This window comes from Streptomyces sp. NPDC032721 (assembly GCF_055579625.1).
Window position 1 is genome coordinate 222004 of record NZ_JBVIMX010000013.1, and the last position, 22809, is coordinate 244812.

A 22809-nucleotide genomic window follows, 5' to 3' on the forward strand; every position below is an offset into this window, starting at 1 on the left:
CGATCCACAGGTGGCAGGGGGTACACGGGGATTTTTGAGGAGCTGAGAAGGACATGGGCGACCATGGCAGGGGCGGCGGACGTTCGCGGTCCGGTGGCAGTAGACGCAAACAGGGTGGCGGCCGCCGGGCGCAGCCGCCGAGAGGACGGGACGAGACCCGGCAGGAGCAGGCCGTCGGTGGTGGACGGGCTGCGAACCGGCGGGGTCAGGAACAGGAACCGGCCGTCAGTGGTGGGCGGGCGGCGAACCGGCGGGCGCAGGGAGGCCGGCGCGGGCAGCGTGGCCAGCGCAGGCCGCGCAGCAGGAAGCGCGTACTGCTGCTGTGGGTGCTGCTCCCGGTACTGGTGCTGGGCGGCACCGGCGCGACCTGGGTGTACTTCAAGCTCGACGGCAACCTCAACAGCGTCGACATCGACGCGGCGCTGGGCGGCGACCGCCCGCCGGAGATCGACAACGGCTCGCTGGACATCCTCGTCCTGGGCTCCGACTCCCGGGGCGGCGACAACAAGAAGTACGGCGCGGACGTGGGCAACGCCCGCTCCGACGTCGCGATGGTCGTGCACATACACAAGGGCAACGAGAAGGCCAGCATCGTTTCGATACCCCGGGACACCCTGGTCACCCGGCCCGAGTGCATGGGCCGCACCAAGATCCGTCCCGAGGCGAAGCGGCAGGTGTTCAACACGGCGTACGAGATCGGCGGCCCGGTCTGCGCGGTGAAGACGGTGGAGAAGCTGTCCGGGATCCGCATGGACCACTACCTGGAGGTCGACTTCACGGGCTTCGCGCAGATCATCGACTCGCTCGGCGGGGTCAGCATGACCACCAACAAGGCGATCAAGGACCCCAAGAGCCACCTCGATCTCCCGCCGGGGACACACGAGTTGACCGGTGAGCAGTCCCTCGGTCTGGTCCGTACCCGCAAGACCGTCGGCGACGGCAGCGACCTCGGGCGCATCCAGCTCCAGCAGGCGTTCATGAAGGCGCTGATGGACCAGGTCAAGGACATCGGCATCTTCAGCCCGAAGAAGCTGTACAACCTCGCGGACGCGTCGACCAAGACCCTCACCACGGACTCGAAGCTGGACTCGGTCGGAGCGCTGGCCTCCTTCGGGAGCACGCTCAGCGGCATCGGGGCCAAGGACATGAAGGTGATCACGCTCCCGATCGACTACGACGCCAAGGACCCGTACCGGGTGGTGCCGCTCAAGGACCAGTCCGAGCTGCTGTGGATGTCGCTGCGCACCGACAAGCCGATTCCGGACTCGGTCACGGAGAACTCGGCGGGCGACAAGGTCGACGCGGGGAAGATAGTCGAGGGCGGCTGAGTTTTCGGGGGAGCGGGGGACGGGGGAGCGGCTCTCGTCCCCCGCTCCCTGATGTTCTTCACCGTGGTGGTACGTGGCGTCAGGGCTGGTCACAGGGGGTTTTCCCGGGGATTCGCGGCGGCGCCGCCACGGGTCGGGGGCGTGGCGAGGGGCCCGCGTACGGGAAGCGTAAAGAGCGGGCTCCGGGTCGTATGGGAGCCGTCAAGGGAAGCGGAACGGTGGCCGAAAGGCGCTTTGCTCGTCATGTCCGAGCACATCCGAGCGCAAGCGCTCACACACCGACCTCTTCCTCAGGAGCTCCCCGATGGCCGACCTGGCCTTCGTCGTCACCACGCTCGCGGTCTTCGCGCTGGTGGCACTCGTCGCCAAGGGGGTGACGAAGCTGTGACTGCCGAGAACATCGTCGGCCTGATCGTGGCCGTCGCCCTGCTGGGATATCTGATCCTCGCCCTCGTACGCCCGGAGAGGTTCTGAGCCGGAGATGAGTCCTCAACTCGCTGGCGTGCTCCAGCTCCTCGCGCTCATAGCGGCACTCGCCCTCGCCTACCGGCCGCTGGGCGATTACATGGCCGGTGTCTACTCCTCCAGCAAGCACCTGCGGGTGGAGAAGTGGATGTACAAGGCCGTCGGGGCCAACCCCGACACCGAGATGCGCTGGCCCGCGTACCTGCGGGGGGTCCTCGCGTTCTCGCTGGTGAGCGTGCTGTTCCTGTACCTGTTGCAGCGGGTGCAGGGGGCACTGCCCGGATCGCTCGGGTTCGCGTCGATCGACCCGGACCAGGCGTTCAACACGGCCGCCTCCTTCGTGGCCAACACCAACTGGCAGTCGTACTACGGCGAGCAGGCCATGGGCCACGTCGTACAGACCGGTGGCCTGGCGGTCCAGAACTTCGTCTCGGCCGCCGTCGGCATGGCCGTCGCGGCCGCTCTCGTACGGGGCTTCGCCCGCTCGCGCACCGGTGAGCTCGGCAACTTCTGGGCCGACCTGGTGCGCGGCACGGTCCGCATCCTGCTGCCGATCTCGGTCGTCGGTGCGATCGTCCTGGTCGCGTGCGGCGCCATCCAGAACTTCTCCGGCATCCACGAGGTGGGCCAGTTCGCGGGTGACACCCAGCAGTGGAACGGCGGCGCGGTCGCCTCGCAGGAAGTCATCAAGGAGCTCGGGACCAACGGCGGCGGCTACTTCAACGCCAATTCCTCCCACCCCTTCGAGAACCCCAACGGGCTCTCCAACCTCTTCGAGATCTTCCTGATCCTCGTCATCCCCTTCGCGCTGACCCGCACCTTCGGCCGCATGGTCGGCTCGATCCGGCAGGGTTACGCGATCCTCGGCACGATGGCCGTCATCTGGCTCGGCTTCACCCTGCTCATGTGGGCCACCGAGTTCGCCGGCAAGGGCCAGGCCTTCGAGGTCGCGGGCGGCGCCATGGAGGGCAAGGAGACCAGGTTCGGCGTCGCCGCCTCGTCGATCTTCGCGGTCGCCACCACGCTGACCTCGACCGGCGCGGTCAACTCGTTCCACTCCTCGTACACCGGCTTCGGCGGCGGCATCACCATGCTGGGCATGCAGCTCGGCGAGATCGCGCCCGGCGGTGTCGGCTCCGGCCTCTACGGCATGCTGATCATGGCGATCATCGCGGTGTTCATCGCCGGACTGATGGTCGGGCGGACGCCCGAGTACCTGGGCAAGAAGATCGGCACCCGCGAGATCAAGTTCGCCGCGTGCTACATCCTCGTCACCCCGGCACTGGTGCTCTGCTTCACCGGCGCGGCGATGGCCCTGGACACCCCGGCCACCTCCATGACGAACTCCGGCGCACACGGCTTCTCCGAGATCCTGTACGCCTACACCTCAGGCGCCAACAACAACGGCTCCGCCTTCGCGGGCCTGAACGCCGACACGCAGTGGTTCAACTCGACGATCGGCATCGCGATGCTGCTCGGCCGGTTCCTGCCCATGGTGTTCGTCCTGGCACTCGCCGGATCGCTCGCCGAGCAGACGCCCGTACCCAAGACGGCAGGCACGCTCCGTACCGAAAAGCCGCTGTTCACGGGCCTGTTGGTCGGCACGATCATGATCATCACCGGTCTGACGTACTTCCCCGCGCTGTCCCTGGGACCGCTCGCGGAGGGGCTGGCGTCATGACCGCCCACACGAAGTACTCGGAAACGAAGTACTCGCAGAAGAAGCAAGAGGAGTCCGGCGCCGCTATGCCCACCTCCACCTCCAGTTCCACGTCCTCTTCGAGCTCGGCCGCCGACCCGGCCCTCGCACCGCACAGCGACCTTCCCCCCGGGCAGCACGCCGAGCGGGGCAAGGTGGGCGCGGGGCTGTTCGACCCGGGGCAGCTGCTCAAGTCGCTGCCGGACGCGATCCGCAAGCTGCACCCCCGGGTGATGGTCAAGTCCCCCGTGATGTTCGTGGTGCTGGTGGGGTCGGTGGTCACCACCGTCCTCGCGATCATGAACCCGGGCGACGGGTTCGGCTGGGCGATCACCGCCTGGCTGTGGCTGACGACGATCTTCGCCAACCTGGCCGAGGCCGTCGCCGAGGGCCGGGGCAAGGCGCAGGCCGACACCCTGCGCAAGGCCAAGACCGACACCGTCGCCCGCCGTGTGGTGGGAAAGAACAGCATCGGTACGAACGAGGAGCGGGTGCCCGGCACCGACCTGCGCATCGGCGACCTGGTCGTCTGCGAGGCCGGGGACATCGTCCCGGGCGACGGCGACGTCGTCGAAGGTGTGGCATCCGTCGACGAGTCCGCCATCACCGGCGAGTCCGCGCCGGTGATCCGCGAGTCCGGCGGCGACCGGAGCGCCGTCACCGGCGGTACGAAGGTGCTGTCCGACCGCATCGTCATCAAGATCACGACGAAGCCCGGCGAGACCTTCATCGACCGCATGATCAACCTGGTCGAGGGCGCCGCCCGGCAGAAGACGCCCAACGAGATCGCGCTGAACATCCTGCTCGCCTCGCTGACCATCGTCTTCCTGCTCGCCGTCGTCACCCTCAAGCCCTTCGCGATCTACGCGGGCGCCGACCGGCAGACCTCGATGATCGTGCTCACCGCGCTCCTGGTCTGCCTCATCCCGACCACCATCGGCGCCCTGCTCTCCGCGATCGGCATCGCGGGCATGGACCGCCTCGTCCAGCGCAACGTACTGGCCATGTCGGGACGTGCGGTGGAAGCCGCCGGTGACGTCTCGACTCTGCTGCTCGACAAGACCGGCACCATCACCCTCGGCAACCGGCAGGCCGCCGAATTCCTCCCGGTCAAGGGCACGACCGAGGCCGAACTCGCCGACGCCGCCCAGCTGTCGTCCCTCGCGGACGAGACCCCCGAAGGCCGTTCCGTCGTCGTACTGGCGAAGGAGAAGTACGGGCTGCGGGAACGCCACCAGGGCGAACTGGTGGGCGCCCACTGGGTGGAGTTCACCGCACAGACCCGGATGTCGGGCGTGGACGTGGACGGGCACAAGGTCCGCAAGGGCGCGACCGGCTCGGTGGTGGCGTGGGTCAAGGAGCGCGGCGGCGTCGTCGCCCCCGACGCACAGGTGCTCACCGACCTGATCTCCCAGGCGGGCGGTACCCCGCTGCTGGTCGCCCGCGAGGACGCGGAGCACGGCGCACGGGTGCTCGGCGTCATCCACCTCAAGGACGTCGTCAAGGAGGGCATGCGCGAGCGGTTCGACGAGCTGCGCCGCATGGGCATCAAGACCGTCATGATCACGGGCGACAACCCGCTGACCGCCAAGGCCATCGCCGAAGAGGCGGGCGTCGACGACTTCCTCGCGGAGGCGACGCCCGAGGACAAGATGGCGCTGATCAAGCGCGAGCAGGCCGGCGGCAAGCTGGTCGCGATGACCGGCGACGGTACGAACGACGCGCCCGCGCTCGCCCAGGCGGACGTCGGCGTGGCCATGAACACCGGCACCTCGGCCGCCAAGGAGGCCGGGAACATGGTGGACCTGGACTCCAACCCGACCAAGCTCATCGAGATTGTCGAGATCGGCAAGCAACTCCTCATCACCCGTGGCGCGTTGACGACCTTCTCGATCGCGAACGACGTCGCGAAGTACTTCGCGATCATCCCCGCGATGTTCGCGGTGGCCTACCCGTCGCTCGACAAGCTCAACATCATGGGCCTGGCCTCGCCGGAATCCGCGATCCTGTCGGCCGTCATCTTCAACGCGCTGATCATCATCGCCCTCGTACCGCTCGCCCTGAAGGGCGTCCGCTACCGGCCGACCAGCGCGGACAAGATGCTCCGCCGCAACCTCGGGATCTACGGGCTCGGCGGACTGATCGCCCCGTTCATCGGCATCAAGATCATCGACATGCTCATCTCCCTCATCCCCGGGCTGGGCTAACTCAGAAAGCGTGTTGATCACGTCATGAACAACTCCCTTGGCAGCAACTCCCTGGGACGCAACGCCCGGTTGATCGGCGCCGGCCTGCGCGCGCTCATCGTCCTGACGGTCCTGTGCGGGGTGATCTACCCGCTCGCCATCACCGGTGTCGCCCAGGCGGTCTTCCCCGACAAGGCCAACGGTTCCGAGATCAAGGACGCGGACGGCAAGGTCGTCGGCTCCTCGCTGATCGGCCAGAGCTTCAACCTCCCCAAGAAGAACCCGGACGACCCGGAGGAGGCGGCGGTCCCGGACCTCAAGTGGTTCCAGCCGCGCCCCTCGGCCGGCCTCGGCAGCAACAGCGTGAACACCCAGTACTCGCTGCTGCTGTCCGGCGCCACCAACAAGTCCGGTGACAACGAGGACCTGATCAAGGCGGTCACCGACGCCAAGGCCGCGGTCGTCGCGGACAACGCCACGGCGACGTACAAGGTCAGCCCCGCCGACATCCCGGCCGAGGCCGTCACCTCGTCCGCCTCGGGCCTCGACCCGCACATCTCCCCGCAGTACGCACAAATCCAGACGCACCGCGTCGCGGAGAAGAACAAGCTGGCCGTCGCGGCGGTCGAGCGCCTGGTCAAGCAGCACACGGACGGCCGGATCCTCGGCTTCGTGGGCGAGCCGCGGGTGAACGTACTGGAGCTGAACGTCGCGCTCACGGAACTCGTGAAGGCGAAGTCCGCGGGCTGATGCACTTACCGGACGAGGACAGGACACCGTGGGCGGGCCCGGCAGCAGACGACTGCCGGGCCCGCCCACGGGCATTTCGGAACCAGATGACGAAGTCGCACGAAGAGGAAGGCAGCGCGCCGATGAGCCGGGTTCTGTTGGTGGAGGACGATCCACAGCTCGCACGGTTCCTGGAGATCGGCCTGCGGGCCCGTGAGTACGTGGTGGACGCCGCCCCCGACGGAGCAACCGCCCTGCGGCTGGCGGCGGTTGGGGCACCCGAGGTGATCCTGCTCGACCTGGGACTGCCCGACATGGACGGCGTGGACGTCATCAGGGCGCTGCGCGGCTGGAGCAGGGTCCCGATCGTGGTGCTCTCCGCCAGGCAGGCGGCCGAGGAAAAGATCCGGGCGCTGGACGCGGGGGCCGACGACTACCTGACGAAACCGTTCAGCATGGGCGAACTGCTGGCCCGGCTGCGGGCCTCGACCCGGCGCGGACCGGCAGCCGGGTCCTCCTCGGGCGAGCCTCCGCCCGGCGCCGCCCCACCGGCCGACCGGCTGGTGGTGACCACCGCCACCTTCACCGTCGACCTGTTCGCCAAACGGATCAGCCGCGAGGGCACGGAGCTACGGCTGACGCCGACCGAGTGGCACCTGCTGGAGATCCTGGTACGCGAGCCCGGCCGGCTCATCAGCCAGCGCAGGCTGCTCCACGAGGTCTGGGGGCCCCGGCACAGCGGCAAGACCAACTACCTGCGGGTGTACATGGCCCAGTTGCGCAGGAAGCTGGAGGCGGACCCGTCCCGGCCGAGGCACTTCATCACCCAGCCGGGTATGGGGTACCGCTTCGAGCCGTAAGCCCGTGAGCCCGTGAGCCCGTGAGCCCGCGCGCCGGCCTGCCCGGCCCGCGGTTGAGGTGTCTGCGGGTTAGCGGGACGGGTGTGGGGGCGCACGGGGGGCGCGTCTGGCTGGATCGGCTTATCGAACGCAGATTCGTTCCGTTGGAATGAGTGCCGGGCAACTGCCAGCAGCAGACTCGTTGTTGACATTTCTATCGATGGCGGGAAACCGGCGCCGCCGGTCCATACCAGTCGACATGGCCGCTTCTTACCGTGCCGCTTTCCTGCGGAGTTCCGGTATCCGGAAACAGATGCATGAATCGGATGTCCGGAAAGCGTGGACAGCCAATTGATGGGTGTGACAGGTGTGGTTTGCCGGGTGGCCGGCCGGTGGTTGTCCGGTCTCGCGCCCCCATGTCGGGTATCTGCTGAGTTTCGGACATACATTCCGTGGCGGCTGGTCGGTGAATGGAAAAGCCCTAACGTGGTCCCAGCACGCAGAGCTGACTGCCACTCAAGTTCGGCTCCGGCTGTGCGCAGAAGTGTGTGGGGAAGCGCAAGTGAAAACGCAGGGGGGATTGCTGGGGGAGGGGGGTCTATCCGCTGTTCATCCATCGTCCGTTACACGGATGCCTTCGGGACGCTGCGGGATGCCGTGCCTTTTTTCTCGGGCACCGGCCCGCTGCGCGCTGCCCGATGCCGTGATGAGTGACGTACGTGCGGACAGATACATATCCGAAGGACTCATAGGAGACCCGGTGACGGAATCTAGGTCGGTGAAGCCCGCGGGGGGCCAGGGAGAATTACTGGCCGGGGGGCAAGGGGAGTTGCTGCTCGACGCGTTTGATGCACAGGTGTTCCGGGAGAGTTCGGAATCCGTGCTCGCCAAACTCGAAAAGCATCTCGCGGACCAGGCGATCAAGGGACTCGAACTGGTCGACCCTGCGCGGCTCACCGAAACGGCACGGTCCCTGATGACCGATGAGACCACCAGTATCGCCGATTTCGACGAGGAGAAACTGAACGCGATCGTCGACCTGTACGTCAGGACCGGCATCCCGGTCCACTCGCCCGGCTACATGGGCCGGCAGTTCTCCGGGGTGGTGCCGCTCGGCGGGGTCGTCGACTTCGTCAGCTCGGTGGTCAACCAGCCCTCCTCCTTCTACGAGGCCGGTCAACTGCCCAACGTGGCCGAGCGGATCATGGCCGACGAGCTCAACCGGTTCATCGGCTGGGAGCGCGGCAGCTTCGACATGGTCACCACGTCCGGCGGCTCGCTGGCCAACCTGACGGCCCTGCTCGCCGCCCGCAACCAGCGCTTTCCCGAGTACTGGACCCGGGGCGGCGCAGGACTCGAAGGGCGCGGCAGGCCCGCGGTGGCCGTCGGCGCGGACGTGCACTACAGCGTCTCGCGGGCGGCCGGCGTGATGGGCATCGGCGAGGACCAGCTCGTCCGGCTGCCGCTCAACGCCGACCAGCAGATCTGCCCGGAACAGGCCGGTCCGGTGCTGGACGCGGCCGAGGCACGCGGCCTGGAGGTGTTCTGCCTGGTCGCCTCGGCCGGCACCACCTCGGTCGGCGCCTTCGACCCGCTCGACGCACTCGCCGACCTCGCACACGAGCGGAACATCTGGCTCCATGTCGACGGCGCGCACGGCGCCAGCCTGCTCGTCTCGGAACGGCTCCGCCGGAAACTGCACGGAATCGAGAAAGTGGATTCCCTGGCGTGGGACGCACACAAAATGATGTTCGTGCCCGCACCGTGCACACTGCTCTTCTACCGGAACAAGGAACACAGCCGGGGCGCATTCCGCCAGAAGGCAAGTTATGTGTTCGACGAGGAACAGGACATCTACACCGCACTCGACAGCGGCGACAAGAACTTCGAGTGCACAAAACGCCCCATGATCATGCCGCTGTGGGTGCTCTGGTCCATGTACGGCAGGGCGCTCTTCGCCGAAAAGATAGAGCACCTCTGCCAGTTGACGCAGGACGCCTACGAGGTCATCGCGACAGAAAGCGATTTCCGGACCGTGCACCGTCCGGAAGCGAACATCATGTGCTTTCGGTACGCACCCGAAGGGCTCGCCCCGGAAAACGTCCACCGCCTCCAGGAGGACATCCGGAACCGGGTGAAGTTCGCGGGAAACTTCTTCATCTCCAAAGTGAACGTGGACGGAGTGGCAGCCCTCCGCGTCGTGATGATGAATCACCGCATCACCGTGGAGAACTTCCGCATGATGCTCCGCGAGGTCCGGAAATCGGGACAAGAGCTGATGGCCGAGTACGGGCAAGGCAACCAGGAAGACGAAGGGACACAAGAGTGAGCACAGTGAACGCCCCGCACGTCCCGCACGACACCCGGAATCCCGGCAAGGCCCAGGAACTGGCCGAGCGGCTGATTCCCGAGCAGGAATTGCGGCCCGAGTCGATCGACGCCGTAGCGGTCCTTCCCTCCTTCGTAGAGAAGATGCGCGAATGCGAACGCGCATGCGGGGCGACGTACAGCGAGTTGTCGCACGAGATCCAGGACGCGCTGGTGCTGCGCAGGCTCCAGCAGATGATCCACACCGTGCAGCTCAACCCGCTGTGGCGCGACCGGCTCGCCGGAGCCGGGATACTCGACGCCCCCGCCTCGTACGAGGAGTGGCAGGACATACCGCTCTCCGACAAGGACGTCCAGCGCGACTTCCTGATGGGCGCGCGGCCCGGCCTGGTCGTGCCGCTCGGCCGGGGCGGCTTCGAGGTCGTCGCCAGTGGTGGCACCAGTGGCGGCAGCCCGCTGGAGGTCGTCTACTCGCTGCGCGAACTCCAGGACACGTACGAGATCGCCGGCCGCTTCATGGGCGTCCACCAGCTCGGCCGCTACCTCACCGGAAGCGACCCCAAGTGGCTGCTCACCACCCTCGCCGACTACCAGATGTGGAGCAGCGGCACCATGGTCGGCGGGGTGCTCCAGAGCGTGCCCGGCGTCAACTACATCGGGGCGGGCCCTGTCACCGCGCCCGTCCTTGAGCACATGTTCTCCTACCGGGGCCCCAAGGCGCTGATGGGCATCACGGCGGGCATCGCGATCCTCGCCGAGCTCGGCGCCGGGATGTCCCAGGAGGCCAAGGAGAGCTTCCGCGTCGCGCTGTACGGCAGCGGAGTACTGCCGCAGCGCAAGCGGACCGAGCTCCTCGCCATGTACCCGAACCTGTCCATCCTCAGCTACTTCGCCGCCACCCAGGCCGAGACCCTCGGTCTGCAACTCGACGCGGACAGCCCCTACTTGGCGTCCGTACCCGGTCTGCACCTGGTCGAGATCGTGGACGAGGAAGGCCGCTGGGTGAAGGAGGGCGAGGAGGGCGAACTCGTCGTCACCCGGCTGCACGCCCACGAGGCACCGCTGCTGCGGCTCAAGCTGGGCGACCGGATGATCCGCCGGCCCCGGATCGACGAACCCGGCCTGAAGACCCAGCAGTTCGAGTTCGCCGGCCGCACCGGTGAGGTCCTGCACCTCAACGACAGCCAGTACTCGGCCGCCCGCGCCTACGAGGCCCTGCGCGACGCGCTCAGGGCGGCGGGCGCGGTCGACCTCGACGAGGTCGCCCACGAGTTCCAGTTCGCCAACCACCGCGAGTCCAAGACCCTCACCCTCTACGCCTCGGTCGACGACGTCATCTCCACCAACTTCCGTACGGAGTCGGCGCTCGGCCCCTACGGACTGCGGGAGGTGTTCCTCGGGGCGCTGCCGAGCTCGCTGTCGCTGTTCAACCACGGCGAGGCCAACGCCGCCTCGATCGACAGGACCGGCTACCGGTTCCAGCTGGTGTTCGTGCCCCGGCACGCGCCGGAGATCGAGCGGACCGCGGTCGGCAAGGTGCCGCTGGTACGCGACCGCGGCTGATCCCGCGCGCCGTGATCCGCGGCCCGTGAACCGCACCCCGTGACCCGCAACTCCTGACCCCCAACGCACGGATGGAGTCACAGTGAGCAATAAGCATCAGGTCAACATCATCGCCGTGGTGGATGTCATCGGCGCCCTCTCGGACAGGTCGCTGCTGAACGGAAACATCTCCCTGGTCGACAACGGCGACTACCAGAGCAGGGCCCAGGGCACCCCGGAGCTGGTCACCATCGTCAGGCCCGGCCAGGTCGTGCAGTGGACCGTCCTCGCGCTCGACCTCCAGACCCCGGTGGACATCAAGAGCATCACCTTCCTGGGCCAGGACGGCCAGGCCCACCCCGACGGGGCCGCCCACCGCTCCGAACCGCAGTCCGCCGACGAGGTCCCCGAGGCCGACAGCGACAAGCTGGACCTGGACGTGTGGAGCGGCATCGTGCCGCAGCTGCCGCCCGGCGTCGCGCACAAGTACCGCCTCGAACTCCAGATGTACGAGGGCGAGTTCAGCACACTGCACATCGACTCGCCGGCGCTGATGTGCGTGTAGCCGGGAAAGCACCCGTCGCCCACAGCACCCGTTCACCGTCCCGACCGGAGGAACAGCCATGCCCCAGCAGTTAGCGATCATCGTGCTCGTGGACGTCGGCAATGCGCTGGAGTCCAAATCGCTGCAGGAACACACCTACCTCTTCGACAACATGAAGCTCCACGGCTCCGCCGGCCAGGGCACCAACGGACTGGTCACCGCCATCAACGGCTCGTACTGGAGCGACGGCTCGCAGGCCAGCGAGCAGGTGCTCAACTGGCTCCCGTACAGCCTCGGTTCGATCCCGCCGACGGTCCCGCGCGGTTACGAGGCCGACCGGGCCAGGCAGAGCGACGAGGCCGCCCTCGACGAGCTGGACCAGTTGGTCGCCTCCGATCCCGGCACCAGCGAGGAGACCGCCGCCGAACTCGCCCGCATCCGCAGGACCGCGGGCACCCGGATCAAGACCACCCGCCGCACCCAGGGGCGGCTGTCCGGACAGAAGGTCATCGACGTGACCGGCAAGGTCGTCAGCGACGACGCCGGCGCGCACAGCTACCCCGCTCCCGTGATCACCGACATCTACGGCGAGGCGGTCGACGAGAAGATCATGTACCCGGCGGAGTACGGCTCCCCGGACCTGGTCACCGACGGCTGGTACTGGTCGGCCACCGTCGACAGCTCGCGCCCCGGCACCTACGCGTACACGATGCGCATCCAGCTCCACAAGCTGGTGCAGCAGGCGGGCGAGACCCTCTGGGAGCCGGTCAACCTGACCGTCGACTCCGCCCTCAGGATCACCACCGAGCCCAAGCGCAACGCCTTCACCAAGGCGGGACTCGGCATGCTGCCGATCCCGACCTCGCGCGGATGACCGCCACGGGCCCCGAGAAGGTCCCGGCGACCCGACGACGTACCAAGGACAAGGAGGAACGGATGGCCGGCAAGGCGATACTGCGTGACAACGGGGTGCGGCGACCGATCTCGATCACCGCGGTGGTGGACGTCGTGGGCGCCCTCGCGTCCGGCAGCACGCAGGGGCACCTCTACCTGTACGACACCAACCTGGCGGGCGGCTCCACCGGCTTCGGCACCGAGCAGCTGCGCACCTCGATCAAGCGCGGCGACCAACTCCTTTGGAACGTACTGGCGTTGGAGTGCGAAGCGTATGTCACCATCGACGACGTCGTGATCGACCCGGCGATCTGCGAGCCGGTCCGCAAGGTCTACCCCGGCACCGACGTCGCCTACTGGATCGGCACCGTCAAGACCGATGAAGTCGAGAACCTCGAATACGAGTTGAAGTTCCGAGTGGGTACGAGGACCGAGCCCGTCACCAGTTCCCTGACCCCGTCCCTGGTGGGTGCGCGCGCCGCCGCGACCGCCCGGAAGGAGAAGCGATGACCCCCCGAGCCCGTACCTCAGGCAGCACGCTCACACCCGACCTCAGGGACGAGAGCGGCCACACCACGACCAGCGCCGCGGAACAGAAGCAGAACGCCGGCCAGCTCAACTCCGTACAGCTCAACATCGTCACGCTGATCGACCTGGAGAAGGCCGTCGAGAACAACTCGCTCGACGACGCCCTGTTCATGATGGACAACAGCGTCGGCGGCACCGGCCAGGGCACCCAGCACCTGGAAACGGTCGTCAGGCAGGGCCAGGTGATCAACTGGATCATCCGCCCCCTCGACATGGAGAAGCGCCTCGACGGCACCTGGCCGCCGATGCCGAAGATCAACAACATCGTGTTCCTCGACACCGAACTGGGCGACGAGGAGGACGTGGCAGAGCGCAAGATCTTCACCGAGCTGAAGATCTACGGCATGCCCGACAAGATGCGCTCGCCGCTGACACCCGTCTACTACTACTGGGCGGGCACCGTCCTGAGCACCGCCAAGCCCGGGGTCCACCGGTACCGGCTGCTGCTGGAACTGGAGAAGGAGAACTCGCGGGAGAAGGTGTACCTCCACACGGAGGAGAACCCGTCGATCCGGATCATCGGGCTCTGACGCGTACCGCATGACGCGTACCGCATGACGCGTACCGCATGACGCGTGCCTGATGACGTGCACCGTACGACGTGACGCGTCAGCCGACCGCCCGGGGGCCTGCCTCCGGGCGGTCGCCGGGTTCCGACGGCGGCGGCGGTCCAGCGTGTGGTTCTTCTTCTGCTGCGCGCCGCTGCTCCTGGGGGGACCGCTCGTCGGCTGAGGGGCCGAGGGACTGAAGGGACCGGGATTCCGACTCAGTCGCTACCGTGCGGATCCGCCGCCGCCCGGCACCCGCAATCCGCTGAGCAACCGGTCCAACGCCCGCTCCGCGTCGGCCAGTTCACGCGACGTACGGGCCGACCTGGCCAGCCACAGCGCGGCCTCGTTCATCGCGCCCGACAGCAGGCGGGCCAGCGGTTCCACCGGCTGGTCCTCGATGATCCCGGCCGATACGAGGGTGTCGAGCGCCTCCGCCAGGTGGCGGGCGGACGAGTCCTCGTCCATGGCCCGCCACTCGTCCCACCCCAGCACGGTCGGGGCGTCGACGAGCACGATCCGCCGCACCGTAGGGTCGGAACCGGCGGCCAGGAACGCCCGGCAGCCCGCCCGGAGTTGCTCCCACGGGTCGGTGTGCTGCTCGGCGGCCCCGGCCACCCGCTCGCCCAACTCCCGCTGCACTTCGGCGACCACGGCCCGGAAGAGTCCGGCCTTGCTCTCGAAGTGGTGGTAGGCGGCCCCCTTGGTGACCCCCGCCGCCTTTGCCACCTCGGCGAGCACCACGTCGTGGTAACCGTCGGCGGCGAACCGCAGACGCCCCTCCGCAAGCAGTGCGCGACGCGTCGCCGCGCGCTGTTCGGCCCTCGTCACGGTCATCCGCACTCACCCACTCGTACTCACCCCTACTCACCCGTACTCATTCGGCCTTCCCATTTCACGTACCCCGGGTATGCTAACCCCGAACTTCACGTACCTGGGGTATGCGAAACCCGGTGCGTGGAACCACGGAACATACGGAGGGGCAAGACATGACGAAGACGGCCGAGCTCGGCGGCTTCTACCCGGTGATCGCCACCCAGGACGTCGCCACGGCGCGCGACTTCTACGTCCGCCACTTCGGTTTCGAGGTGACCTTCGAGGCCGACTGGTACGTGAGCCTGCACCGCCCGGACGCCCCGCAGTACGAACTCGCCCTGCTCGACCACACCCACCCGACACTCCCCGAAGGACACCGCACCGCGCTCCGGGGCGGCCTCCTGCTGAACTTCGAGGTGGCCGACGCCGACGCCGAACACGACAGGCTGGTCGGCCGCGCCGGGCTGACCGAACTCCTCTCCCTGCGTACGGAGGAATTCGGCCAGCGCCACTTCATCGTCGCGGCACCCGACGGAGTGCTGATCGACGTGATCACACCCGTCCCGCCGACCGGCGAATACGCCGCCCAATACGCGGACGGCCACGCCGCACAGCTCTAGCGCGGGTCGGCCGCCAGGTGCTACTTCCGCCAGAACAAGTAGTGCGTGACACCGCTCGAACTGGGCACGACATCGCAGTGGAACCGGTCGCGCAGCTCGTCCGGCGACTCCCAGAGCCGCAGCCCGCTCCCGATCTTCACCGGCGCGACCGCCACGTGCAGCGTGTCCACGAGGTCGGCATCGAGGAACTCCCGGATCGTGCTGACCCCGCCGCCCAGCCGGACGTCCTTGCCCTGGGCCGCCGCCTTGGCCTGTTCGAGGACCTCGGCCGGTTCGCCGCCGACGAAGTGGAACGTGGTGTCCGACAGGGCGAAGGAAGGGCGCTCGTGGTGCGTCATCACGAACACCGGGGTGTGGAACGGCGGCTCGTCACCCCACCAGCCCTGCCACTCGTGGTCCTGCCACGGACCGCGCTGCGGGCCGAACTTGTTGCGGCCCATGATCTCGGCACCGATGTTGTGCGAGAAGTCCCGGGTCATGTAGTCGTCGAGGCCTCGGCTGCCCCCGGGGTCGGTGCGGTTGGGCCAGCTCGCCGTGGCACCGGCCCAGTACATCAACTCCTGGGGCCGCACGTTCCCGCCGAACGGGTTCTCCAGGGTCTGGTCCTCCCCGGCGGCGACCCCGTCACTGGAGACGGTGAAGTTCTGGACCTTCAACAGTTGTGTCACGTGTTCCTCCTGATGCGGTGGACAACGGTAGTGAGACTCCCCGGACCGGCAGAACTCATCGCCACGGACCGGATTGGTGGGTAACTATTTACCGGACCAAGGGAGTTGGCGCGCCATGGCGAAGAATCTGCTCGTCCTGCTCATCGTCTTCGGAGGCATCGGCCTGGTGTCCCTCCTGCCGATGTTCCTCATCGGCGCACCCAAGGAATGGTGCCGGACGTGCAAGCACCAGGCCGAGGACCACGCGGGTGGTACCGGTGGGTGCAGCGGCGACGACTTCCCGGTCGGCGAGTTCATCCCCAGCGGTACGTGCACGTGCTCGGCGTACGTACCCAGGCGCGGCGCCTGATCCGGGAAACGCGTTTCAGGGGAACTGCGGGCCGACGAGGGTGCGGAAGGTGTCGGCGGGGTCGTCGTCCAGGGCCGGGAGGCTGCCGCTCAGCTGGAGGGTGGCGAAGCCGTGGGCCAGGGACCAGGCGGCCAGGCCCGCGCGGCGGGTGGCGACGCCCGAGCGCAGGGCCGAGGAGGCGCGCTCCTTGGCGGCGATGAGTTCCGGCGCGTCGGTGTGCAGCAGCCGGGGCTGGAACATCACCTCGAAGTACCCCTGGTGCCCGAGCGCGAACTCCACGTAACGCACGCCCATTTCGCGCAACCGGTGCGGGCTGTCGGCCGGCACCGACGCCAGGGCGATGGCCAGCAGGTCGAACCCCTCCGTGGCGATGGCCGTCAGGAGTCCGGCCTTGTCCTTGAAGTGATGGGCGGGGGCGGCGTGCGAGACCTCGGCGCGGCGGGCGAGGTCGCGGAGGCTGATCGCGGCCACTCCGTCGTCGCGGACGACCTCCACGGCGGTGGAGAGGAGGGAGCGGCGGAGATCGCCGTGGTGGTAGGTGCTGGTGCCGGTTCCGGTGCTGGCCATGACAGCAGGCTATCCAATATCTAGTCGCCGACAAGTAGGCATTGACAAGTAGGCATTGACAAGATGGAGGAGCCGGAGCAATCTAGGCGCTGTCAAGTTAGTTGGTGACGGTCAACAGTCAAGGGAAGCGACATGACGCACAGCCTGAGCACCGTCCGACAGATGTGGCAGCTCCTGGAGCCGGTGCACGCCACGCTCTACTACGCCCCCGAGGCCACCGAGGAGGCCGCCGCCCTCGGCTACGCCACCGACGAGCGCTGGCCCCGCTACTTCGCCTACCGCGCCGCGCCGCTCGGCCCGGTGGGTCACCGGCTGGTCAACTCCCTCTTCTACAGCCTCAGCCCGCGCATGGCGGAGCGTTACGCGGCCCCCGCCTGGCACACCGCCGCGCCCGAGCAGGTGCTCAAGGCGCGGAGCAGGGCGATGGACCGCGCGCTGCGCAGGATGCTCGGCGACCGGACCGTATCGCCGGAGCTGCGCGAGGCCGCCGAACTCGCTCGCCGCGCCGCCCTCGCCGCCGAGACCGCGGGGCGCCCCATGGCCGCCGCCAACGCCGCCCTGCCCTGGCCCGACGCCCCGCACCTCGTGCTGTGGCACGCGGCCACGATCCTGCGCGAGCACCGCGGCGACGGCCATCTCGCCGCCCTCCAGGCCCACGGTCTGGGCCCCGTCGAATCCCTGGTCACGCACGCGTCCGTCGGAGCCGCGCCGGAAGAGGTCTTCGCCAGCCGGCAGTGGACCGACGAGGAGTGGGGCGCGGCCCGTGAACGACTCGTCGCCCGGGGCCTGCTTGAGCCCGACGGCAAAGCCACGACCGAGGGGGTCCGCGTCCGCAACGCCGTGGAGAAGCTCACCGACGAACTGGCCGCCGCTCCCTGGGACGTACTCACCCCGGAGGAGACGGCCCGGCTCGCCGACCTGCTCATGGCGCCCGTGCTCGACATCGTCGCCACCGGGATCCTCCCGGCACAGAGCACCCTCGGCATTGGCCTGACCTACGACCACCAGAGCCAGTGAGCGAGCCCGGCCCCCCGGCCCCCGCCGGCGTCAGTCGCCGGCGTCAGTCCGTGTCGCGCGGGTTGAACGACTTCGTGTCGACCGTCAGCGGTACGGGGAAGGCGCGCGCCACCTCGTCCCACCGCGTCAGCTTGAAGTTCGTGCCCGCCCGCTCGCCGTCCGCCGGGGTCGCCTCGCCGTCATGGGTGACCAGGAGGCCCTGGGGGAAGGAGCGGCCCAGCGGGACGTTGACCACGGTGGCGCCGTCGGAGTGCTGTACGCCGTCGGCGGCCGGACCGTCCTTGAGGGCGAAGGAGCCCAGGTAGGCGTTGTCGCCCTCGCGCCGGTACACGGCGAAGGTGTCGTCGCCCTGGCTGGAGGCGAGCACATAGCCCGTGCCGTCCTTCGCGTGGTAGACGGTGACGCCCTCCGCGTCGGCGGACAGGTGCTTGCCGCCGAAGCCGGGGTCGTTGGCCGTGTCGAGCACGCACTCCTCCTTGCCCGTGTCGTACGTCCACGGCGTCCCGTACTCCCGTACCCGGTCAAGCAGTCGGGGCTTGGCGAACTTCCCGTCGTCCAGCCGTACGCGCCACAGGCCGACGGCCTCCTGGGCCGCGTACAGCACCTGCTCCTCCTGGTCGACGGCCATCCCCTCGACCTGCGGGCGCTCGCCCGGGTCGGCGCAGGGGCGCCACTTCGTACCGTCGGGGAGGGTGAAGGAGTCCGGGAGGTTGAGGGAGTCCTTGGCGCGGTAGCCGACGCGGCCGTCCCGGTCCTCCAGCTCCAGGAGGCGCAGCCGGGTTTCCTCGCGCTGCGAGGCGACGACGTAGGAGCGGCCGTCGTCGGTGAACGCGGTCAGCCCGTACGCCGTGCGCTGGTCGTCCACCTGGGTCTCGTCGGCGGCGAAGACGGGCGCGACACCGGCCGCCGTCACGTCCTTGAGCGGCGGGCGGCCCGCCGCGACGGCCTTCGGGTCGATGGCGTAGGCGCGGATGCGGTCCCGGCCCCGGTCGCTCACCAGGGCCAAGTCCGTTTTGCGGCCGCCGAGTTCGAAGCCGTAGACGATGTCGACGTTGTTGAAGCGGCCGGGCGCGGCATCCGGGCCCGGCGCCTTCGGGGCCGCCAGGTGCTGGAGGCGCCGGCCGTTCAGCCCGTAGACGTCGAGGCCGGCTTCCTTCAGCGTGCCGATGACGATGCTGCGCCCCGGATCGGACGGGTCGACCCAGACGGCCGGGTCGTCGGCGTCGGCACTGCCGCCGGCCTCGTCGTCGTACACCGTGGGCGTCTCGACGCGGGCGGTGACGGACACCGGAGGCGGCGGAGGGGCGGCGGCCGGGGCGGCGGTCACGGTGAGGACGGCGGCGGCGGCCAGTGCACTGGACAGGGCGGAGACGCTCACGGTGCTCCTTGCGAGGGAAGGAAGGGGAGGGAGTGGGACATGCGGCGGGACGAGACGTTAGGGGCGGTCGGCGAAGGGGGGCGTACGGGCGGGTGAACGGCACGTGGCAGCCACCCGCCCACGGTCGGCGCGGGCGCCGGTCGTCCCGGCTTGCACCTCCCCTTACCGGAGGTCCTACGGTCCGAGGTCATGAAGATAGTTGTGCACGACACCGCCACCGCCATGCTCGATCTCCTCCAACTCCCGGTCGCCGAAAGGACCGACGCCCTCAAGGACCTGCTCGCCCCGCTCCAGGAAGCCATGGCCGCCGTCGGCGCGGGCGGCATCGACGCGGTGCGGATGCACACGGAGGGCAGCGGGTTCCCGCTCGACGGCGAGGACGACGAACGGCTGGCCGCCGCCGTGCGGCAGCTGCGGGACGCCGGGGTGTGGGACCGGATCGAGAGCTCCCTCGCCGAGGCGGCGGAGCGGCTGCTCGCGGAGGCACCGGCAGGCACGAAGACCCCCGACACGGTGCACGTACTCCTCGTCCTGGGCAACCCCGACGACCACCACCTGACCGTACGCAGCGGCGGCTACTTCGGCCTCGGCGGCTTCCCCGGCGCCATCCACCTGGCGATCTGGCCCACCGAACGGAGCCTGGCGAGGATCGCCCACGCCGCCGCCCACGAGCTCCACCACAACGTGCGCTACGCCAACGTCGTCTGGAACCCCATGGCCGTCACGGTCGGCGAGATGATCGTGGCCGAGGGCCTCGCGGAGGCGTTCGTACGCGACCTCACGGGCGAGGAGGGCGCGATGGCGCCGTGGACGACCGCGCTTCCCGCACCGGAACTGGAGGCGGCCCGCGCCAAGATCGTGTCCGGCATCGACGTGTCCGGCATGCAGAACCTCACCGCGTACGTCCACGGCGACGCCACCGCCGAGCTGATGGGCCAACAGCCGGTCGGCCTCCCGGACTTCGCGGGGTACGCGGTCGGCCTGGGCATCGCGGACGCACACGTCGCGGCCTCGGGCATGACCGCCGGTGCGAGTGTGGCGCTGGAGGCGGAGGTGGTGCTGAGGAACGCGGGGGTCCGGGGAGAGGGGTGAGGGAGTGGGCGGGGGAGCGGGCGGGGGAGGCTGTCAGACTGGGCGGATGTCCCGAGACATCCACGCCCACGCAGCCGAACCGCCCCGCCCGGAGGACGACGCCACCGAGGGGCTCACGGACGGGCTCGCAGGCGGGCTCACCGAAGAGCTCACCGACGGGCTCACCGTGGGGCGTACGGCCGCCCTCGTCGGCGTCACCGTGAAGACCCTGCACCACTGGGACTCCATCGGCCTCGTGCGCCCCGGCGGTCGCACCTGGGCCGGGCACCGGGTGTACTCGGGCGAGGACATCGCCAGGCTCCACCGTGCCCTGGTCTACAAGGAGTTGGGCTTCCCGCTCGCCGAGATCGTCCGGATCCTCGACGCCCCCGACGTCGACGCCCACGAACACCTGCGCCGACAGCGTTCCCAGCTCGTCGACCGGATCTCCCGCCTCCAGGGCATGGTCTCCGCCGTCGACCGCATGATGACGGCGTCGAAGCCCGGTATGCGGCTGACCCCGCAGGAACAGGTCGAGATCTTCGGCGCCGACTGGCAGCCCGCCTGGGAGGAGGAGGCCGAGGCCCGCTGGGGCGACAGCACGCAGTGGGCGCAGTACGCGGAGCGCGCCGCCGCGAAGACCCGCGAGGACTGGCAGGAGACGGCCGCCGGGACCGAGGCCCTGCACGCCGACCTCGCCGCCGCGAAACGCCGCGGCGTCACCCCCGGCTCCGCCGAGGCGGACGCCCTCGCGGAGCGGCACCGCGCGTCGATCTCGCAGTACTTCGACTGCACGCGGTCCATGCATGTCTGCATCGGGCGGATGTACGTCACCGAACCGGGCTTCGCCGAGAACTTCGACACGATCGAACCCGGCCTGGCCCACTGGCTGCGCGACGTGATCTTCGCGAACGCGCAGGCCCACGGCATCGACCCCAAGTCCGCGACCTGGGAGTGAACGACTACCGCCCGGGCTCCGGCATCCGTACGACCGCCTTGCCGCCGTCCAGATCCACCGTGGTCCGGTTCGGCGGGGCGCCGTCCTCCTCGTCGTCGCGCAGCAGGAGCGAGGACTGGCGCTCCTTGAGCTCGTTCTGCTTGCCGGGGGAGAAGGAGGCGTGCAGCTGCTCGAAGCCGGTGGCGGAGATCTGGCCCTGCCGCGCGCTGTTCCGCCAGGGCAGCACCCCCGAACGCCCCGCGCGCAGCAGCAGCTGATCGACGAGCGCGAGGACCGTCAGCAGGATGACCAGTCCCGGCAAGGTCATGAAGACGGCGAATTCCATGCCACCAGTGTGCCTCGGCGCGAACCGGAGCGGTACGCCGCGTCCGAGGACTGTGACGTTCCTGGACTGTTGCGTCCCCTCCGTCCGGCGCCCGGTACAAGATCGCTAGAGTGATCGCCCCGCACGGCTCGACCGGGCCGTGAACTCCCGTGCCAGGAGGCCGACTTGGAACCCCGGATACGACCACGAGTCTCGGCGTACGCCCTCGCCACCACGGAGGACCGGCTCCTGCTGACCCGCCTCTCCGAAGCCTCGCCGGTCTTCGCGCCCGGCCTGTGGCACCTGCCCGGCGGCGGCATCGACCCGGGCGAGCAGCCGCGCGAGGCGCTCGTGCGTGAGGTGTACGAGGAAACCGGTCTTGAGGTCCTCGACGCGCGCCTCGTGGACGCCCGTTCCTACACGGCTCACCGACTCGGACTGAGCCACCACCTGGTGGGCCTCTTCTTCGCCGTCGAGCTGAAGCCGGGCCCGCCTGCCGTGACCAAGACGGACGACTCCACCTCGGAGGTCGCGTGGCTGCCGGTGGCGGGGCTGGACGAATCGACGCTGTCCCCGGCAGCGTCGGACGGCTTGTCGATCCTGGCCTCGCTCCAGGGCTGACTCTCGCGCGGTTTCACCGGCCGGTGCCGTGGGCCCGCGCTGCGGCGTGCGGTGCTCCGTACCAGCGCCAGTCCGTCCGGCGGGGCCGACCGGGGCTCTCCGTGCGGCCGGTGGCCCATAGGAGTGTCGGCCATGCGGCTTCGGTACGGGATACGTCCGGGAACAGGCGGTCCAGAGCGAGGGCGGGCAGGTGCGGCGGAGGCTGGAGGCCCCGGTCGAGGTCGAGGTCGCGGTCTCGGCCGAGGTCTCGGTCGAGGCCGAGACGGAGCCCCCGCGCGATGTCGTACGTGTGGACGAGGGTCTCCACGATCCCCATCGCCGCGAACCCCGCCGGATCCGAGGCGCCGAACACGTGGGGAGCCAGGGCCGCCGGGTCGGCGGTGTCGACAGCGGCGGCGAGCAGCCCGCCGCACGCCTCCACCGCGATCAGGAGCCCCTCGGGGCCTGCGGCCGGGTCGCCGAAGACGACGTTCGCCGGGCCGTCGGCCCGGTCACGGGTGAGGCGCAACGGCACCCGTGGTGTGCTCATCGGCCGTACGAGACCGAATCTCAGGGCATACGTGACGAGGTCGTCCACGAGGTGTTCCAGGGTCTCCCGGCACGACCACTCCAACTCACCGGCACGTCCCTCCCATGCGGCCGCCGGGACTCCGGAGAGGGTGCGCACGCAGTACGCGACGGCCTCACGGACGTGCTCGCCACGCAGGGGCCCGCTGCTGGGCTGTAGTGGGTGTGGTGGATGTGACATGC

General features: G+C 69.0%; 24 protein-coding genes. 18 read left to right on the forward strand and 6 right to left on the reverse strand.

Going from position 1 to position 22809, the window contains the following annotated elements; all coding sequences use genetic code 11:
- The first annotated feature begins 53 nt into the window (after window positions 1–53).
- The 12 genes from ACZ5PB_RS27100 (at window position 54) to ACZ5PB_RS27155 (ending at window position 13672) form a co-directional block, all read left to right on the forward strand.
- On the forward strand, window positions 54–1328 hold the full coding sequence (locus tag ACZ5PB_RS27100; RefSeq protein ID WP_468694439.1) for an LCP family protein: 1275 nt from the start codon (window positions 54–56) through the stop codon (window positions 1326–1328).
- A gap of 384 nt (window positions 1329–1712) precedes the next feature.
- The gene (kdpF, locus tag ACZ5PB_RS27105; protein WP_399436183.1) at window positions 1713–1802 is read left to right on the forward strand and encodes a K(+)-transporting ATPase subunit F; all 90 of its coding nucleotides are present in this window, start codon (window positions 1713–1715) and stop codon (window positions 1800–1802) included.
- 7 nt (window positions 1803–1809) lie between these two features.
- Window positions 1810–3474, forward strand: coding sequence for a potassium-transporting ATPase subunit KdpA (gene kdpA, locus ACZ5PB_RS27110; protein WP_468694441.1), 1665 nt, complete (start codon window positions 1810–1812; stop codon window positions 3472–3474).
- Window positions 3475–3539: 65 nt separating this feature from the next.
- A complete protein-coding gene (gene kdpB / locus ACZ5PB_RS27115; RefSeq protein WP_468694581.1) occupies window positions 3540–5699 on the forward strand; it encodes a potassium-transporting ATPase subunit KdpB in 2160 nt (719 codons plus the stop codon).
- 24 nt (window positions 5700–5723) lie between these two features.
- Window positions 5724–6428 (forward strand): potassium-transporting ATPase subunit C, encoded by a 705-nt coding sequence (locus ACZ5PB_RS27120; RefSeq protein WP_468694443.1) that lies wholly within the window; start codon window positions 5724–5726, stop codon window positions 6426–6428.
- A gap of 122 nt (window positions 6429–6550) precedes the next feature.
- Window positions 6551–7267: a response regulator gene (locus ACZ5PB_RS27125; RefSeq protein WP_468694444.1), complete on the forward strand. Its 717-nt coding sequence runs from the start codon at window positions 6551–6553 to the stop codon at window positions 7265–7267.
- A gap of 835 nt (window positions 7268–8102) precedes the next feature.
- The gene (locus ACZ5PB_RS27130; protein ID WP_468694446.1) at window positions 8103–9575 is read left to right on the forward strand and encodes a pyridoxal phosphate-dependent decarboxylase family protein; all 1473 of its coding nucleotides are present in this window, start codon (window positions 8103–8105) and stop codon (window positions 9573–9575) included.
- Window positions 9572–11137 (forward strand): phenylacetate--CoA ligase family protein, encoded by a 1566-nt coding sequence (locus ACZ5PB_RS27135; protein WP_468694447.1) that lies wholly within the window; start codon window positions 9572–9574, stop codon window positions 11135–11137. Before ACZ5PB_RS27130 ends, ACZ5PB_RS27135 begins: the two co-directional genes overlap by 4 nt.
- Window positions 11138–11219: 82 nt before the next feature.
- A complete protein-coding gene (locus tag ACZ5PB_RS27140; RefSeq protein WP_468694449.1) occupies window positions 11220–11681 on the forward strand; it encodes a hypothetical protein in 462 nt (153 codons plus the stop codon).
- A gap of 58 nt (window positions 11682–11739) precedes the next feature.
- Window positions 11740–12534 carry a hypothetical protein gene (locus tag ACZ5PB_RS27145; RefSeq protein WP_468694451.1) on the forward strand — a complete coding sequence of 265 codons (795 nt, stop codon included), beginning with the start codon at window positions 11740–11742 and terminating at the stop codon, window positions 12532–12534.
- Window positions 12531–13064, forward strand: coding sequence for a hypothetical protein (locus ACZ5PB_RS27150; RefSeq protein WP_468694453.1), 534 nt, complete (start codon window positions 12531–12533; stop codon window positions 13062–13064). The genes ACZ5PB_RS27145 and ACZ5PB_RS27150 overlap by 4 nt, the downstream gene beginning before the upstream one ends.
- Window positions 13061–13672 (forward strand): hypothetical protein, encoded by a 612-nt coding sequence (locus ACZ5PB_RS27155; RefSeq protein ID WP_468694454.1) that lies wholly within the window; start codon window positions 13061–13063, stop codon window positions 13670–13672. The genes ACZ5PB_RS27150 and ACZ5PB_RS27155 overlap by 4 nt, the downstream gene beginning before the upstream one ends.
- 243 nt (window positions 13673–13915) lie before the next feature.
- On the opposite strand, the gene ACZ5PB_RS27160 is transcribed toward ACZ5PB_RS27155, so the two are convergent.
- Window positions 13916–14527, reverse strand: a complete 612-nt coding sequence (locus ACZ5PB_RS27160) for a TetR/AcrR family transcriptional regulator (RefSeq protein ID WP_468694456.1) — start codon at window positions 14525–14527, stop codon at window positions 13916–13918.
- Between the two features lie 152 nt (window positions 14528–14679).
- Between ACZ5PB_RS27160 and ACZ5PB_RS27165 the strand changes: the two genes are divergently transcribed.
- Window positions 14680–15126, forward strand: a complete 447-nt coding sequence (locus tag ACZ5PB_RS27165; protein WP_468694458.1) for a VOC family protein — start codon at window positions 14680–14682, stop codon at window positions 15124–15126.
- 20 nt (window positions 15127–15146) lie between these two features.
- On the opposite strand, the gene ACZ5PB_RS27170 is transcribed toward ACZ5PB_RS27165, so the two are convergent.
- The gene (locus ACZ5PB_RS27170) at window positions 15147–15794 is read right to left on the reverse strand and encodes a dihydrofolate reductase family protein (protein WP_468694460.1); all 648 of its coding nucleotides are present in this window, start codon (window positions 15792–15794) and stop codon (window positions 15147–15149) included.
- 115 nt (window positions 15795–15909) lie between these two features.
- On the opposite strand from ACZ5PB_RS27170, the gene ACZ5PB_RS27175 reads away from it, so the two are divergent.
- Window positions 15910–16143: a hypothetical protein gene (locus tag ACZ5PB_RS27175; protein WP_468694462.1), complete on the forward strand. Its 234-nt coding sequence runs from the start codon at window positions 15910–15912 to the stop codon at window positions 16141–16143.
- Window positions 16144–16158: 15 nt separating this feature from the next.
- On the opposite strand, the gene ACZ5PB_RS27180 is transcribed toward ACZ5PB_RS27175, so the two are convergent.
- The gene (locus ACZ5PB_RS27180) at window positions 16159–16710 is read right to left on the reverse strand and encodes a TetR/AcrR family transcriptional regulator (RefSeq protein WP_468694463.1); all 552 of its coding nucleotides are present in this window, start codon (window positions 16708–16710) and stop codon (window positions 16159–16161) included.
- A 132-nt stretch (window positions 16711–16842) separates the two neighbouring features.
- Here ACZ5PB_RS27180 and ACZ5PB_RS27185 point away from each other — a divergent pair, with 132 nt between their 5' ends.
- Complete coding sequence (locus tag ACZ5PB_RS27185; RefSeq protein ID WP_468694465.1) at window positions 16843–17727, forward strand: SCO6745 family protein; 885 nt, start codon at window positions 16843–16845, stop codon at window positions 17725–17727.
- Window positions 17728–17770: 43 nt separating this feature from the next.
- Here the strand turns inward: ACZ5PB_RS27185 and ACZ5PB_RS27190 are convergent, their stop codons facing one another.
- Window positions 17771–19105 (reverse strand): phytase, encoded by a 1335-nt coding sequence (locus ACZ5PB_RS27190; protein ID WP_468694467.1) that lies wholly within the window; start codon window positions 19103–19105, stop codon window positions 17771–17773.
- A 189-nt stretch (window positions 19106–19294) separates the two neighbouring features.
- Here ACZ5PB_RS27190 and ACZ5PB_RS27195 point away from each other — a divergent pair, with 189 nt between their 5' ends.
- Window positions 19295–20197 (forward strand): DUF2268 domain-containing putative Zn-dependent protease, encoded by a 903-nt coding sequence (locus ACZ5PB_RS27195; RefSeq protein ID WP_468694468.1) that lies wholly within the window; start codon window positions 19295–19297, stop codon window positions 20195–20197.
- Between the two features lie 46 nt (window positions 20198–20243).
- Entirely contained in the window at window positions 20244–21134 is an 891-nt protein-coding gene (locus ACZ5PB_RS27200) for a MerR family transcriptional regulator (protein WP_468694470.1), read from the forward strand.
- A 4-nt stretch (window positions 21135–21138) separates the two neighbouring features.
- On the opposite strand, the gene ACZ5PB_RS27205 is transcribed toward ACZ5PB_RS27200, so the two are convergent.
- Complete coding sequence (locus tag ACZ5PB_RS27205; RefSeq protein WP_468694472.1) at window positions 21139–21459, reverse strand: DUF6191 domain-containing protein; 321 nt, start codon at window positions 21457–21459, stop codon at window positions 21139–21141.
- 165 nt (window positions 21460–21624) lie between these two features.
- Here ACZ5PB_RS27205 and ACZ5PB_RS27210 point away from each other — a divergent pair, with 165 nt between their 5' ends.
- Window positions 21625–22059 carry an NUDIX hydrolase gene (locus ACZ5PB_RS27210; RefSeq protein ID WP_468694474.1) on the forward strand — a complete coding sequence of 145 codons (435 nt, stop codon included), beginning with the start codon at window positions 21625–21627 and terminating at the stop codon, window positions 22057–22059.
- A gap of 13 nt (window positions 22060–22072) precedes the next feature.
- On the opposite strand, the gene ACZ5PB_RS27215 is transcribed toward ACZ5PB_RS27210, so the two are convergent.
- Entirely contained in the window at window positions 22073–22807 is a 735-nt protein-coding gene (locus ACZ5PB_RS27215) for a maleylpyruvate isomerase N-terminal domain-containing protein (RefSeq protein WP_468694475.1), read from the reverse strand.
- Window positions 22808–22809: the final 2 nt, after the last annotated feature.